Source organism: Nostoc sp. 'Lobaria pulmonaria (5183) cyanobiont', assembly GCF_002949795.1.
GTDB lineage: Bacteria > Cyanobacteriota > Cyanobacteriia > Cyanobacteriales > Nostocaceae > Nostoc.
Window position 1 is genome coordinate 6589675 of the sequence record NZ_CP026692.1, and the last position, 15708, is coordinate 6605382.

The 15708-nt window shown below is 42.9% G+C and carries 13 protein-coding genes and 1 pseudogene; 7 read left to right on the forward strand and 7 right to left on the reverse strand.

Translation table 11 applies throughout. The features are described from left to right. Positions 1-10: 10 nt before the first annotated feature. The gene (locus NLP_RS29265) at positions 11-2125 is read right to left on the reverse strand and encodes a pentapeptide repeat-containing protein (protein WP_104909385.1); all 2115 of its coding nucleotides are present in this window, start codon (positions 2123-2125) and stop codon (positions 11-13) included. A 941-nt stretch (positions 2126-3066) separates the two neighbouring features. Continuing rightward, on the reverse strand, positions 3067-3222 hold the full coding sequence (pirA, locus tag NLP_RS34430) for an arginine synthesis PII-interacting regulator PirA (RefSeq protein ID WP_199784718.1): 156 nt from the start codon (positions 3220-3222) through the stop codon (positions 3067-3069). Between the two features lie 109 nt (positions 3223-3331). On the opposite strand from pirA, the gene NLP_RS29275 reads away from it, so the two are divergent. The 3 genes from NLP_RS29275 to NLP_RS29285 all read left to right on the forward strand — a co-directional run bounded on the left by NLP_RS29275 (position 3332) and on the right by NLP_RS29285 (position 5812). Further along, positions 3332-4135, forward strand: coding sequence for an SAM hydrolase/SAM-dependent halogenase family protein (locus NLP_RS29275; RefSeq protein ID WP_104909387.1), 804 nt, complete (start codon positions 3332-3334; stop codon positions 4133-4135). A gap of 331 nt (positions 4136-4466) precedes the next feature. Continuing rightward, positions 4467-5123, forward strand: a complete 657-nt coding sequence (locus NLP_RS29280; protein WP_104909388.1) for a DUF2301 domain-containing membrane protein — start codon at positions 4467-4469, stop codon at positions 5121-5123. Further along, complete coding sequence (locus NLP_RS29285) at positions 5123-5812, forward strand: ElyC/SanA/YdcF family protein (protein WP_104909389.1); 690 nt, start codon at positions 5123-5125, stop codon at positions 5810-5812. Before NLP_RS29280 ends, NLP_RS29285 begins: the two co-directional genes overlap by 1 nt. Positions 5813-5911: 99 nt before the next feature. Here the strand turns inward: NLP_RS29285 and NLP_RS29290 are convergent, their stop codons facing one another. Next, complete coding sequence (locus tag NLP_RS29290; protein ID WP_104909390.1) at positions 5912-7048, reverse strand: alpha/beta hydrolase; 1137 nt, start codon at positions 7046-7048, stop codon at positions 5912-5914. Positions 7049-7291: 243 nt separating this feature from the next. Here NLP_RS29290 and dprA point away from each other — a divergent pair, with 243 nt between their 5' ends. Then, positions 7292-8407: a DNA-processing protein DprA gene (gene dprA / locus NLP_RS29295; protein ID WP_104909391.1), complete on the forward strand. Its 1116-nt coding sequence runs from the start codon at positions 7292-7294 to the stop codon at positions 8405-8407. Between the two features lie 26 nt (positions 8408-8433). Here the strand turns inward: dprA and NLP_RS29300 are convergent, their stop codons facing one another. The 3 genes from NLP_RS29300 to NLP_RS29310 form a co-directional block, all read right to left on the reverse strand. After that, a complete protein-coding gene (locus NLP_RS29300) occupies positions 8434-9999 on the reverse strand; it encodes a serine hydrolase (RefSeq protein ID WP_199784719.1) in 1566 nt (521 codons plus the stop codon). A gap of 174 nt (positions 10000-10173) precedes the next feature. Beyond that, positions 10174-10914 (reverse strand): RNA methyltransferase, encoded by a 741-nt coding sequence (locus NLP_RS29305; protein ID WP_104909393.1) that lies wholly within the window; start codon positions 10912-10914, stop codon positions 10174-10176. A gap of 419 nt (positions 10915-11333) precedes the next feature. Continuing rightward, positions 11334-12221: a VOC family protein gene (locus NLP_RS29310; protein WP_104909394.1), complete on the reverse strand. Its 888-nt coding sequence runs from the start codon at positions 12219-12221 to the stop codon at positions 11334-11336. 137 nt (positions 12222-12358) lie between these two features. Between NLP_RS29310 and NLP_RS29315 the strand changes: the two genes are divergently transcribed. From NLP_RS29315 to NLP_RS29325, 3 genes and pseudogenes are all read left to right on the forward strand, one after another. Next, entirely contained in the window at positions 12359-13267 is a 909-nt protein-coding gene (locus NLP_RS29315; protein WP_104909395.1) for an ABC transporter ATP-binding protein, read from the forward strand. Continuing rightward, a pseudogene (locus NLP_RS29320) lies at positions 13210-13446 on the forward strand (penicillin acylase family protein); the annotation flags it as partial. The gene NLP_RS29315 and the pseudogene NLP_RS29320, both read left to right, overlap by 58 nt. A gap of 28 nt (positions 13447-13474) precedes the next feature. Continuing rightward, positions 13475-13768 carry a hypothetical protein gene (locus NLP_RS29325; RefSeq protein WP_442946677.1) on the forward strand — a complete coding sequence of 98 codons (294 nt, stop codon included), beginning with the start codon at positions 13475-13477 and terminating at the stop codon, positions 13766-13768. 128 nt (positions 13769-13896) lie between these two features. Here the strand turns inward: NLP_RS29325 and NLP_RS29330 are convergent, their stop codons facing one another. After that, positions 13897-15576 carry a flavin monoamine oxidase family protein gene (locus tag NLP_RS29330; RefSeq protein ID WP_104909396.1) on the reverse strand — a complete coding sequence of 560 codons (1680 nt, stop codon included), beginning with the start codon at positions 15574-15576 and terminating at the stop codon, positions 13897-13899. Positions 15577-15708: the final 132 nt, after the last annotated feature.

A 15708-nucleotide genomic window follows, 5' to 3' on the forward strand; every position in this document is an offset into this window, starting at 1 on the left:
CACCAACTGATCACCCTAAACCCAAAAAATTTGAAATCAACGGCAATAGATTGCTGCACTGTTCAACCAACTTTGTGGCACTGGGTAAACTAGAAATTGTCCCTTTTAAAATCTTTATAGCCGTTTTCGCCGCCTTTTGCATCGCCCCCTCTTGAGGACTTTTCCCCGCTTCTGCTAAGGCTTTCACTTGTTCTAATGCCTCAGCTTTATCTTCTTGAGGTAAGTTTGTATCAGCCTCAATCGCTGCTTGCAATTGCGTCAACAATTCCTTAATTCCCGGTTTCTCTGGTTCGGGAGACGCTGGTAACTGGTTGATAGTATTTGTTACCGTACCGCTAATATCACCCAAATTTAAAGCTTGTCCACTGGCATTAAAATCTCTGCCAACGCTGCCAATTTCAATTTTGCGGCTGGCATCATTACTGTTAGTCATATTTTTATTCTCAACTTTATTGTCAACTTGAACATTAATCGGTTTATTAGCTAATAATTTTACAATCTCTGCCATCTCTCCACTTTGTTGGCGATAAACGACTATTTGCTCATCTTTAGCTTGTAATTGTGCTTTATATTTTTCTTCTACAGCTTGCAATGTCAGCTGATAACTTTGTGCAAAATCACTATGAATCTTTTCTTTATCAGCACCATCAGGTACACCAACCTTAACGACTACTACACCATCACCTTTATTTTCAATACTCTGTAGGGCTAATTCTGTGTCTTCATTTTGATTTTGTACTGTTTGGAAGGCGTTAACAAAAGCTTTCCAGTTGATACCATCGCGGAAAATTAAATCAACAGTATTTAAAACTTCTTCAAATAGCTTGGTAAATTCTCCTGGTTGAAATTCGCCACTACTAGGACGGCGTTCGCGGTCTTCTGTTTCAGGCTTGGGATGTTCGAGAAGATAAATAAAGCGACAATCTATATTATCTAATTTGCTTGTACTTTCAATATTCCACGCTTCTACACAAGCACCTGTCATTTGGGCGCTGGTGAAGTTAGTACCTACAGCTTGAGCTAAAGTTAGGTTTGCCCGCTCTAAACAAGCGCCTTGGAAGGTGGCTTCTGTAATATCAACATCTTTTAAATTCGCTTCTTTTAAATCTGCACCTATCAGGTTAGCGCCTTTCAGGTTTGCACGAGCATAAGATTTTCCTCGACCATTACCAGTGACGAGTAATTTTATAACAGCTAATTTAGTTAATATGGTGTCGTCAACTCTGGCAAAGTCAAGTTTTTTTGCTTCATAAAAACGGGTGCGTGTTAGGTTTGCTTTTCTAAAATCTGTGTTTTTCAGGGTTGCACCAGTAAAATCAGCATCGGTTAAATTGGCATTGTGGAAGCTGGTTCCACCTGTCGCAGCAAAGGCGAGAGCAAATGAGCGAATCCAAGCATCTTTTTCATCTCCCATTAAACTACGCCAGCCAATGTAAGCGCTAAATAATGTAAAGGCTCCGGCGAAGGCTCCGGCAAAGGCTCCGGCGAAGGCTCCGGCAAAGGCTCCGGCGAAGGCTCCGGCGACGGCGACGGCTACGGCTGCGGCTCCGGCTACGGCTGCGGCGACGGCTACGGCTGCGGCTGCGGCGACGGCTCCGACTCCGGCTGCGGCTCCGGCTACGGCTGCGGCTGCGGCTCCGGCGAAGGCTCCGGCTGCGGCTGCGGCTCCGGCTGCGACTCCGGCGACGGCTTCGGCGAAGCCTCCGGCGAAGGCTCCGGCGAAGCCTCCGGCGAAGGCGAAGGCGAAGGCTCCGGCGAAGGCTCCTAAACCTGCTGTTAAACCCTTACGAATAGTAATAATACAAAAAACCAGTATCCAAATTAGGGAAACTATCCCGATGATGACGTTTTGAGTGCTTTTGATATCTAAAATATATGCGACCAATACACCAACTAAGATTGAGAAAAACCCTGATATTCCCGATAGCAGCCACGAGGCTATAAGCAACCCAATAGTCCAACGTCGCTGTAGTCCAGCCTTACCACCTGTGAAGTCAGCATCTTTAAGAATCGCCTTGGTAAAGTTTGCCCCTCTAATATCTGCCTTGCTAAAGTTGGCTCCAGTCAAGTTTTGACCTTTAAAAGAGCGACCTCGGAGATTTTGACCGGAGTAGTCTGGCGGCATAATGGCGTACTAATTTGTAATTCGTAATTAAGAAAGTCAGATTAAATCTGGGTTTGGGGGTTTGAATTTGGTGACGGATTTTAGAGAATTGGTATCACTGAGATTTTATACAAGTTTGCTATGCAATATTTCGGATTTTGGCAAAATAAGGAAAATACAAAAATTTTGGATGCAACACGCGGTATAGGCGCATGACTGCGTACCCTTACCTTTGAATGCTTAAGGTATCATCAGCAATATTGAAGTTGGTGTCACCATACTTAGCCTGTAGTTATCAATATTGCAACTGTAGCAGTCTCACAACTTACGGGAGCGGCTCCCGAACTTATGGGAGCAGTTCCCGAACTTATGGGAGCGGTTCCTGAACTTATGGGAGTGGCTCTTGAACTTATGGAAGCAGCTCCCGAACTTATGGAAGCAGCTCCCGAACTTATGGAAGCAGCTCCCGAACTTATGGGAGTAGCTCCCGAACTTATGGGAGTAGCTCCCGAACTTATGGGAGCGGTCTACTTTGCAACATTACTCACTAATTGCGGTGTTTCAAGTTCTGCTAATTATTCGGTCATAATACAGGAGCGTAGGCGCAGCCCGTCGTAAACATCCCTTTACCAATACCTTTGAGAAATTGTTGAACGAACTTTCGCTTAGTAGAATCAATATCGTTGCTTAAGAGGATGTTTGAAAAGTCGTATTGTCGGTATAAAAAGTTCTAGATCCCCCTAAATCCCCCTTAGAAAGGGGGACTTTGATTCCGGTTCCCACCTTTTTAAGGGGGGTTAGGGGGGATCTAAAAGTGCCTAAAATCACAGTGAAATACTTTTCAAACAACCTCTAAGTAAGGATGATGAGCTTTTACCAGAATTGCCAGAAAACACCCTAAATACAAAAAAAACCCGCCGTAGCGGGTTGCACAACAAAACTATGAACAATGAAAACTTGATTTAGCTGGAATACCTCATTTCAGCTTCCAGTTGACGAATTAGCTGTTCGTCGCCTTTTGCTCTGGCTATTTCCAAGCGATGCTCTAGGCTTCTTTGAATATTGGCTCTGTGAGCTTCTCGTGATTTGCTTATGCTTTGTAGTCTATTTTGATTCATAATGATTACCTGGTTTAATTTTTCAATTTATGTCTTGTATTCTTAACATAGCACATATTTTGTAGCTGTTGCTACAGAAAATATATTTTTTATATAATTTTACCAAAATATGTCTAATAACCAGATAGATCAACAACCACTCGTGACTTTACTGAGCGATTTCGGCGATCGCGATGTTTATGTAGGCATAATCAAGGGAGTCATAGCCCAAATCAACCCCAGATTGACGTTGGTAGACTTAACGCACCAAATTCCGCCGCAAGACATCGCCGCAGCCAGGTTTAGCCTGATGAATGCTTATGCTCATTTCCCAATGGGGACAGTACATCTGGCAGTAGTAGATCCAGGTGTGGGAAGCAAGCGACGAGCGATCGCAGTAGAATTTACTCAAGGGTTTTTGGTCGGGCCAGATAATGGTATATTCAGCGGCGTACTTAGTCAAAGTCTGGCGATCGCAGCCGTCGAACTTACAAATCTTAATTATTGGCGAACTTCTCAACCAAGCAAGACTTTTCACGGTAGGGATATCTTTGCACCAGTGGCGGCTAATCTTGCTAGTGGTGTGCCCCTTAAACAGCTAGGACAAGAAATTGATCCAGTAAGTTTGGTAAACCTGGATATAGGCAACTGCAAGCAGACAACAACTGGTGTAGTGGGTTGCATTCAATATATTGACCACTTTGGCAACCTAGTGAGTAACATTCCAGCGAGTTACGTGCAAGGCAAAAATTGGTATGTGCAAGTTGCTGGATTGAGTGTACCAGGCTGTGAAACTTACAGTGACGTCAAAGTGGGAGAGATAATAGCTTTAGTTGGCAGTCACGGCTGGGTAGAAATTGCTATTAATTGCGGAAATGCTCACTCACAATTACAGATTAATTTACAAGATGCACTAGAAGTCTTGTTTTTTTAAGAAAATCAGACAAGTGAATATTGCTAAAGTTAAGACAGTGAAAAAATACCAGGCTGCAAAGTGCCTGTTACTGATGTGTGGCAAAGGCAAACAAAGGGGAAAATTCTAGATATAAAACGGAGGTTGGGCAACTGCACACCACTTAAAAAGAAGCATTTTCATTCATCGTAGGCAGTGCGAATCTGACAAAAATTTCCAGAAAGCAACTGCTGAAAGACGTAAGTTTAGGAATGGTGACATGAAGTTCACCTTATTGCTCATAATAATAAAAGTAACCCTTGAGCAATTTCCTGTTGTACTCTACTAGAGACTCATAATTATATTCTTAACTATGACTACACAAACACTCTCTGCACCAGAAGTTTATCAAGGTCAGTTTGGGGAATTTACAATTACTCAGAGCGATCGCACTGGTGTAATTATCTATCGCGCTGGCTTAATGGTAGCAGCACTAAGCTTTGCGATCGGCAGCGCCTTGATTTTACTCAACAATAACCCAACTGTTGTAACTGCACTTACACCTCTATATGCTTGTTTCAGTCTCGCTCTTGGTGTAAGTTTATTTACCATCCATATCTACATGGCATCACTGCACCGAGCATTGCAAGTTTTTTGGGCGATTGGTAGTATCACATCAGTGATTCTGGCAATCACTAGTAGTGAACCTTTAGCTCTTGCTGTTTACAATCAGCCAATTACCTTATTTGGGGTTGGTTTTATTTTCGTAGCTTTGACAGGTATTTATTTTAAAGAGGCTTTTTGCTTCAATCGGCTGGAAACCAAAGTATTAACCCCAATTGTACCGCTACTGTTGTTAGGACATTTGGTGGGAATTTTACCAACTCAGGGAGAAGGCATTTTATTAGGAACTTGGGCAATATTATTTTTAGTATTTGCCCTCCGAAAGACAGTACAAGCAATTCCTGCTGATATTGGAGATAAGTCTGTGTTTAACTACTTGAAAGAACAACGTTTAGCTAAGGTTTAATGCGGAGAAAAAATCGTCGGTGTCAAAAATTTCCCAAAATCAAACTAACCAAACGCCAAGAAATGTGGACACTTACGGCTCAAGGGTGGGCGATTGCGATCGCTTTGATTGTTTACTTAATATTTTTCACTATTACTCATGTACACTCATTTCTCGCCGTAACTTCCCCGATACAATCAGCAGAAGTATTAGTTGTTGAAGGATGGCTACCAGATTACGCTATAGAAAAAGCTTTGACTGAATTTAAAAACGGTTCTTATCATCAAATAATTACTACTGGAGGTACATTAGGAAGAGGAAGTTATCTTACCGGATACAAGAACTTTGCAGACGTGTCGGCTGACACTTTCATAAAACTCGGTTTAGAAGCAGAAAAAGTAGTAGCTGTTCCGACACCTTTTGTGGTTAAGGATCGTAGTTATGCATCTGCTGCTGAATTTGAGCGTTGGCTATCCAATTCAAATTTAAAGATAGAATCGATTAATCTTTTTTCCTTGGACGTTCATGCCCGTAGGAGTTGGTTTCTTTTTAAAAAAATACTTACCCCTCAAATTAATGTTGGTGTGATTGCTGCCACAACGCAAGATTATAATCCAAACAAATGGTGGGGTTCTAGCGAAGGTGTGCGGACAGTTCTTGATGAAGGTATAGCTTATCTTTATGCACGGTTTTTGAATTGGAAAGCCTAACAGTGATACAGCATAAATATCGGTTTCGGCAGCCATTTAATTTTGAATTTTAGATTTTAGATTTTTCAGTCAATCCAAAATCCAAAATTCAAAATAATATTACTTACCGAGGATTTGTAATAATGCTTGCCGATAAATTTTCAGACCCTCTGCATTCAGATGGTCGCCATCACTGGTCAAATTTTCTTTAAGAACATTATTTTCATATAATGGTGCTAGTCCGGCTGCGGCAACTGGTACTTTTTCTGTTTCAGCAACTTGATTAATCAAAACATTAATTTGTTCAACTCTAGCAAGTGGGGCTGCTACAGTTGGATCTGAGCTTGCTGCAACTGTCGAATAAAAAGCCGGAATCAGAAAAATCTCTTTAGTTCCCATTGTGCGAAGAAGTGCGATCGCCTCTTGGAGATTTTTGCTAAATAACTCATCACTAATTTTATACAAAGCATCATTTCCACCTATGGCAATAATGGCTTTTTCGCATTTAACCTTGGTAGGAATTAAACTTTTGAGTTGTTCTAGTAACGAGATTGTACTCAGACCATTTAATCCAAAATTAAAAGTACCACTCCCAAGGGTATTGCCAAGTCCAGCCGAAATAGAATCGCCAAATAAGCAACCTGAGAACTGTTTATCCTGGGCGGCGAGTGTCTGATATTGCAGTGCAATTTTCCCTAAAGGTGAAGAACTTACGTCATCTTTCGGCGGCGCATCAGCAGAACTAGAAGAGAAATTTGCCATACCCGCTAGCTTCTGAATTTTTGACACATCAACAACTAATTGATTACTGGGATAGGCTTGTAGAAAGCTGGTTATTCCTAGACCTTCTGGCGATCTTGCTCCGATGATAATGGCCGATCGTAGTGCTTGTATACTAGCTCGATCGCGACGAGCGATCGCACCAGAAGCAAAAGATAAAATTTGCTTGCCCATTCCTGTATTTATCAGCTTATCTAAAGCCACAATATCAAGCGACATTTTCACCTGAAGGGCTTCTTGGAACTTCTGTTTGTCCTTAGGGCTGAGGTAATGTAGAAAAGATTGCAGATCGGCAGAAACCTTTTGTGTCTCGCCATAGTTGCGTATATCTGCCACCGGGATCGATTGCTCAAACAATCCGTACCTGACAGTAACTTTTTCAGCGGCCAAACTAGGTAACAAACCAAGTCCACTATGCACCAGTAAAAATATTAAGCACCCAGATAGGCTTATTAGAAGACGATAGAAATATTTCATCACACAAGATAAGAAGATAGATAGTCAATAGTTAATAGTCAAGAGTCAAGAGTCAAAAGTCAAGAGGAATTGGGAAAGAGGAGGCAGATCGCCCAGCGTGTCGTAGCGTAGATAAGGCAGAAGTTCTTTGTAGAGACGGCGATTCATCGCGTCTCTTGCTTTAACCGAACAGTATTGCCCCCACTCCATCAACAGCCAACCTCAATTTGGGAATACTCAATCCAACAGTGTGAGGATAGAACGGTGGTAGAAGAAAGCGCATATTGGTTAGCTTGGGCGCAAATTTCGGGAATTGGGCCGGTATTACTGCGACGGCTACAACAGCATTTTGGCACGCTGGCAACAGCTTGGAACGCTACTAAGGTGCAGTTGGGAGAGGTGGAAGGTTTGGGTTTCCAAACACTAGAAAAAGTAGTACAACAGCGATCGCGTTTGCATCCAGAACAACTATTCACTAAGCACCAACAGGAAAACTCCCATTTCTGGACACCAGCAGATGCAGATTATCCTCGTTTACTGTTGGAAACTCCCAGTCCACCGCCGATTTTGTACTATCGCGGTGAAGTCGAACTCCAAGAAAATCTCGGACAAAAACCGATGGTTGGGATTGTCGGCACACGCCAACCCTCAGAATATGGTATCCGTTGGACTCGCCAAATTAGTACAGCTTTGGCTAAAAATGGCTTTACAGTTGTTTCTGGGATGGCAGAGGGAATTGACACAGAAAGCCACATCGCCGCCATGAAAGCAGGTGGACGCACGATCGCAGTTTTGGGGACTGGTGTTGATGTCATTTATCCGCATAAAAATCGGGATTTGTACAAGCAAATTTTGACGGCTGGGTTAGTAGTGAGTGAGTACCCTACAAAAACCCCACCCGATCGCACGCACTTTCCGCGTCGCAACCGGATTATTGCAGGTTTAAGCCGCGCCATCCTGGTAATGGAAGCGCCTTTAAAATCTGGTGCTTTAATTACTGCTACCTACGCAAATGAATTTGGTAGAGATGTCTATGCACTGCCAGGGAGAGTGGACGATCATCCATCCCAAGGGTGCTTAAAGTTACTGAGTCAAGGAGCTTCTTTCATCCTCAAGGAACTAGACGAACTGTTAACAATGTTAGGAGCAATACCACAAATTGATGGAGTCGAGGCTTCTACAGCACCAGAACAGTTAATGCCAACTTTATCACCAGAATTGCAAATGGTGATGGATGCACTAACAAGTGAAGCTTTACCCTTCGATTTTATTGTCCAACAAACTGGCATGGCTGCTGGTTCAGTTTCCAGTGCGTTGTTACAGTTGGAACTTATGGGTTTAGTTTCGCAACTGCCCGGAATGCGGTATCACAAAAGTTAAGAGGCAAAACCATCTTTAATTATGAATTATCTTGGGGGATAATACTGAGGATTCATTCCTGGCGATTGATAACCGTTTGTCGGTACAGTACTTCCCATGCCGTTGGGTACAGGAGTGACAATAGGAGGCTGATAAATGCTCATGGGCGCAGTGCCTGTTGTACTGTTGGGTAGAGCCGGATTCACAACCTGGGGCTGATAACCATTTGCGGGTACAGTGTTTGTAGTAGTGTTGGGTGTGACAGAATTTTGGCTAAACTCTTGGTAGGCAGCACGAGAAATTGAACTAATCAATTTTTCGGCACGAGGATCGTTTTCTGGGCGTTGTACCATAACAGAAGCTATGTAGCGCTTACCAGTTGGAACAACAATTAAACCTGTGTCTGCTAACATCATGCCGATATCACCCGTTTTGTGGAATGCTCTTGCACCTGTTCCCAAACCTGATGGCAGCAGAGTGTCTTTCTGGGTGCGACGCAAGATATCGAGCATGAGATCGCGTGATGGCATACTGACTAAATTTCCCTGACTGACAATCGCCATCAAATTCCCTAATTCTTTAGGACTTGTAGTATTTGTCCCTTCCAAATCTGGAAGTTGATTCCGAATTGTGGTGGTTGTCAATCCCCAAGTGCGGAAACGCTGGTTTAAAGCCTCCATCCCTCCCAGTTTGGCAATCAGCATATTTGTCGCCGTGTTGTCGCTAATTGTAATCATTTTAGTCACGACTTCCAGAGCGGCGTACTGGGTTCCGGCGGGTTTGTATTGCAGATTTCCCGAACCGCCAGCTACCATATCCTGTTGCATAGTTAGCATTTCATCCAGGCGAATTTTACCTGCGTCCACATCCTGGAAAAAGGCAATCAGAATCGGTACTTTAATCGTGCTAGCTGCTGGAAAACTGGTAGAGCCGTTGACATCTACATAATTACCAGTATCCAAATCTACTAAGAAAACTCCTGGTGTGAGACTTGGGTTGGTAGCCGCCAAATTTTGCACGGCATTTTTCAAAGAGGTAATTTCCTGGGATAGGTATAGGCTTGAAGATGCAGTTTGGGGAGTTTGGGCAGGTTGTGGTTGCGATCGCGCCACATTACTATTAGATTGGGGCGCAGAAGTTGTGCTGATGCGATTAGCCGGGTCTAATACTGACAACACCGTGCCCACAATTGCACCCATCCCAACACCCACAATCAACAAGCGCACAACATACAACATGGTTTTGGCCATTGGCTTTAACCGCGTCTTGCGCGATGAACGCTGGCCTCTTTTTGGCTTTTCCATCCGCACTGTTTTCACCATCACAGCACCTGGTCGAAAGGGAGGAATTTTCCCCTTCACACTAGGTATTGGTTTTACTGCCGTTGGCATGACTAACCCCGACTTTACCCTACGTGTAGCACCAGGGATTGGGGGAGGACTAATCGGATTTTTTGGGCGTGTTAGCGTCCCTTCTCGTCCATTCGCAGCTTGCTGCTGGCTGTTAGCTTTAACTTTCTTCTTTACCACTTTTTGAACTTTTTGTGGCGGCTGGCGGCGATTTAAGGGTTGTCGCCGCGAGAAAGCTGTTAGTTCGTCACTTGACTCTGACACAGTTACTCCTTGTGACCCACTTGACTGTTTTCTTGCAGACTCCTGACCCAAAACTTAATCTTTAAGCAATATTAATACTCAAATTCCACTTTGCCACTAAGTAGCATTTTTGTGTTTAGTTTAAGCCATATTAAATATTTTGGGGGGATGATTGCGTATATATTAAACAAATAATTACAAGTTTTCACCATCCCTCTGGTTTTTCAGGGCCCATTCTACCTGCTGCAAAATCCCTCGCAGCATGGCTACTTCCCCAGTTTTCAGGTGAGCGCGATTATATAGTTGGCGAAATTTTCCCATGCGACTAGCTGCCGTATGGGGATAAACATAACCAATTTTCAGTAATAGTGATTCTAATTGCTGGTAGTATCCTTCCACAACTTCTATTGGGGCGATTTCAGTTTGGGTTATGGTCTGAGTATTAGGTTGCTGGGCGCATTGTGACAATTCATAACAGCAGATTGCTACGGCGGTGGCCAAATTCAGGGCTACATAATCTTGACTTGTGGGAATACCAACAAACCTCTGTGCATAATTTAATTCTTCATTGCTTAATCCCCGGTCTTCCCTGCCAAAAATCAGGGCTGCGGGTTTTTCTGGTTCCTCTAGTAACCAGGGTAGTGCAGTACGAGGATTTTCTAAAGGTGTTTCTAAACTGCGAACACGACCAGTGGTAGCGATCGCCCGTACACATCCATGCAACGCTTCTGGTAAGGTTTCCACCAATACCGCAGATTCTATAATTTCTTGAGCATGAACAGCCATCATCAAAGCTTCCGTCGATAGCGGATCGCATTGGGGGTTCACTAATACTAAATGATATAGCCCGAAATTTTTCATTACCCTGGCGATCGCGCCGATATTTATCGGCCCAGCTGGTTCTACTAACACAATTCTTAATCCAGCCAAGCCCATTTTTTGCCTCCTGCGATCGCACCAAATGATATTTTTAGGCTAATTCTCAACATTATGGTTCTGCTGAAGAGTTTCCTTGAAATCATTCTAGCTGTGTCAGGTCTGAACAGTTCAGCGTAATCTTTGCCGAACGGCAAGTCGTTCGTCGTTATTTATTTGTAGCAATCTAAATGATATATCGCAAAATTTTTCATTCCCCTGGCGATCGCATCGACATTGCTCGGTATGGGTAAGCGCATCTCAAATGCTATTGAAAAGAGGGTTTAAAGACATCATCTGTCAGAAGCAAGCAGCAAGAATAGTCAGCATATAGTTATCTATCTATAAATAACTATATGCATAGATCGCTCTAATATAAGTTTCTTCTGCGCTGAAGGGCTTGCATCTTCACATCTTTGGGTGTTATTTTGCTCATCAACTTACTCCATTAATTCCTTGGGTGGCAATCCGCCCCAGTGAGCCACGGCTTGCGGAGTATCCTTCCATACTTTTGGTCTTTGAGGAAAATCTTCGTGCCAGGGTCGCGGTTCAAAATATCCGACTTCGTTGAGCATGATATCTATTTCGGTAAATAGTTCGACTATGTTTTTGTCGGGATCTTTATGATACGTAGCGATGTTATGTCCTATCCCGTGGCGTACCGGCCCCCAAAGCGGCGTAATGTTGTGCCTTACCAAAAAATCACAAGCGGTTTGTATATGTGCCCAGTCTCGTAATTGAAAGGCAATATGGAACATTTTTTGCTGTTTAGACTGCAAAAAATTCATAGTATGGTGATCCTGATTGCATCGCATGAAGACAAAGCTATCTTCGAGCCAGTCAGACACGCGAAAGCCTAACATATTTTGATAAAAATCAACACATTTATGGACATCATGCACATACATGGCGACGTGCCCTAATTTTTCAGGGACGATGGCTGTTTCTCGAAACCCATGACTGACTTGTTGAATGGTTGAATATAGCTGGAGAGTATGTCCTTCAGGATCGCAAAACTCAAGCAGTTCCGGTATCCCTGGTTGGGCATCTGTTTTTTGCTCTACCTGGATGCCTGCGTCACGCAGTTGTTTCGCTGCCTGTTTCAGTGTCTGACTACTATCAATTTGAAAAGCAAAGTGATTATGACCGCTTTCTGTCGAGGGATAGAGAATGATTGTATGATGATCTACTGCACAGCTTAAATAGACAGCTCCATCAGAGCCTCGTTCGGTCAGAGTAAACCCCAGAATTTCTGTATAGTATGCCAGCATAGCTTCTACGTCTGGCGTTTTAAATCCAGCATGACCTATCTTTGCTACTTGTACCATTTATTTTCTCCTTTGCGTTTACCTGACCGACAACCTAAAAATAGCTTTATTCATTTGCAGTCAGAGTATTGAAAACTGGTTAGTAGATGTATTCTAGGTAAAAAACACTTCTGCAAGCGATAACAGACTAACAAAATATGTCTCACATTCTTCTCGAAAATCTCAGAAAGACTTTCTTTGTATCTGAACGTTCTTCTGGGCTTTTCGGTTCAATCCGAGGGCTTGTGCAACGAAAAACAAGAGTTGTTTATGCCCTTAAAGGAGTTTCGTTTTCCTTGGAGCGGGGAGAACTTGTAGGATACATTGGCTCAAATGGAGCTGGGAAATCGACTACGATTAAAATTTTAAGCGGTATTCTCGTACCTTCCAGTGGAAAATGCATAATTGGCGGACGAACTCCTTGGAAAGATAGAATCGCGCACGCTAATCGTATTGGTGTAGTGTTTGGTCAAAGAACGCAACTTTGGTGGGATTTGCCAGTGATTGAGTCTTTCGATTTACTGCGGGATATTTATCGCGTTCCCCAATTAGAGTATCGCCAGACACGCGAAGAAATGATTGATTTGCTTGGTCTTGCCAGCTTTCTCTCGACTCCGGTGAGGCAGTTAAGCCTTGGTCAAAGGATGCGATGTGATTTTGCCGCCGCAATGCTTCACAGACCGGAAATTCTTTTTCTTGATGAACCCACCATCGGGCTTGATGCAGTTTCAAAGCTGGCAGTCAGAAAATTTATCAAAGCGCTGAATAAAACTCATCAAGTAACTACCATCCTGACTACCCATGATATGGATGATATTGAGGCATTGTGCGATCGCATAATTATTATTGGTGGAGGTGAGATCCTTTGTGATGGATCTTTAGCAGCATTACGTTCTCAAGTTTCCTCGCGTCGCTACTTAAGAATTGACCTAGCAAACGATGATTTCTTCTTTGAGGAAGAAGGAGTCAGTATTATCTCTAAAGAAGGTCGCACCGTAACTCTTGCCTTCGATCCTTTGCTCAAGAAAGTGGCACAATTCAACTACCTCAACTCAAAGCTGAAGTAACCATCCAGCGAGATAAATGGGGAATTCCCCATTTATATGCTGCCAACTCCCACGATTTATTTATGGCACAAGGTTATATCCACGCCCAAGACCGTTTTTGGCAAATGGATTTTTGGCGACACATCGGTTCTGGGCGACTCTCAGAAATGTTTGGTTCCTCTCAGGTTGAGACTGATAGATAGTTCCAAAATTGCGAGAGTAGATGCTGTGGGATTAATTACCGACAGGCGCTTTTCTGGCAGTATTTATGGCATGGTGGTTGGTCACGACCAGAAGCAGCAGTCGGGGGTGCGATCGCTCTTATACAAGAAGGTGATAGCATCACAATTGATGCCCAAGATCGCTTATTGCAGTTGCTATATCTGCGATGAAGAATTAGCTCGTCGTCGTGCGAATTGGCAACCTGCTGCACCACGTTACACTAAAGGCGTGTTGGCGAAATATGCCAAGTTGGTATCTTCTAGTAGCTTTGGCGCTGTAACGGATTTGGACTTGTTCTAAAAAAAAAGTTCTTGATTGTATGCAATAGCCTCTGGCTTGGAAAGTTAGAAGCTAGAAACAAGAATATACTGATTTCTGGCTTCTGACTCATTTGAGAGCGCTATATTGATTACTGAGGACTAAATACTTTACTTTTCGGTGTAGTCGTCAGAAAAGCGTTCGTCTCTTGGAATCCTGGGATGATAGCGATTTAGTTGATTGGTATTAATTGGTTTTTTCTGTTGAGCAGGGATATTTCGCCAACCTAAATCTTTGAGGATTCTCCGAGCTGCAACTTCACCTGTTCTACAACCGCCTTCCATATATCCTTGGTAGGAGGGAGAGCAGTGTTCACCAGCAAAAAATAGATTACCTACACGTTCTTGTTCAGCTCCACTTATCCCTGTCCATTGTCCGACTAAATAGCAAGCATAGGAGGCTCTTGTGTACTGCTCTCCAGGCCAATAGGCGCGAATGGCTTCACCTTGACGCAGGTTTTTGATTCCGGGGAAAATCTGATTTAATTGTGGTAAAAGTATTTGGGCTTGAGATTCTGCTGAACCTTTGTCTAAAGATAAACCATGTTTACCACCTGTAAAGTTAGTAATCAGACCTTTGGGGCCTTTTTGGTAGCGACTGGGTTCCCAGGTGTTTTGAAATCCTGTATCAGTAAATGTTGCTGCTGTTGAGTTATATTTAGTACGCCACAATTTTTGTTGATAGGCTGTAATTAATTTTGCATTTGTACCATATCCTAGTTGTGCGATCGCTTTCTTTTTAAATGCTGGTAAATTCACATCCAGCTTCACTAAACGCAAAGTGGTAAATGGCAATGCCAGCAAGATTCTTTCATAAGTGCGATCAAAAGTTTTATAACCAGACCGTAAACTAACTCGATAGCGACCATCGGGACGGATGCAGATAGCTTCCAATTCTGTTTCAGTTTGGATAGCATAAGCTAAAGAATTTGCTAGCAAACGGGGTACTTGGTCGTTACCACCACGAATGGTGTAACGTTCATCGCTTTCACCGTAGAGTGAGAATTTATCAGTGTTAGTACCAATCAAAAACAGTAGATTCAAACAGGATTGTTCTGCTGCTTCTCGGCCATATTCGGTAGTATAAGACACCTTCAGCATTTCTTGCAGAATCGGATTAATTTTTGCTTGCTCTAAATATTCTGCAATGGAAGTATTATCTAAAGCGAAAGCTGCCTGATTGTAAGAGCGATAAGTTACATCTCCATCCCCAATAGCAACTAAATCCTTCTCAATTTTATCTGCTAAAGGAATGAAGTAATTAATAATTTCTATTTCGGGAATTTTGCGTCCTTGAAAGTACCATGTTTCTGGCACTAATCCCTTATCAGTAGCGAGGACATCGACTATTGTTAAACCAAGTTCTTGAGCAAGCGATCGCAATTTCGTATGATCTGTATCAATAAATTCTCCACCTAGTTCCACAGTCACGCCAGTACCTGCTGCGTTGGCTAAACTACGCATCCGACCACCAACGCGATTCCTCGCCTCAATGATGTCTACAGGAACCCCAGCTTGACGTAAGCGGTAGGCAGCAGTTAAGCCAGAAATTCCTGCACCCACTACCAGCACCTTGGGAATCGTGGCAAAAGCCGTAGAATCACGTCCATTATGCCAAGTAGCTGTAGCTAATGCACTTGCTAATCCCAAACCCCCATACAGTAAGCGGCGACGACTGGTTCTTTGTTTTAAAATATCAACTATTTCATCTGTGGGAATGCCAGTTTTGATCGATGCCCTCGCAATTTTATAAGCGCGTTGCAAAGATCCCATTAGTGCAGACTTAGCCATCAAGTACACCTTTATTTATGCTAATTTTCAAATAGTATTAATAATTGCAGGTTTAGATAACTTTTTTGATGAACTAATTAAATTAAAATATAAAACTTAATTAAATTCCTCCTGGAAGGTTTGGTTTAGCAA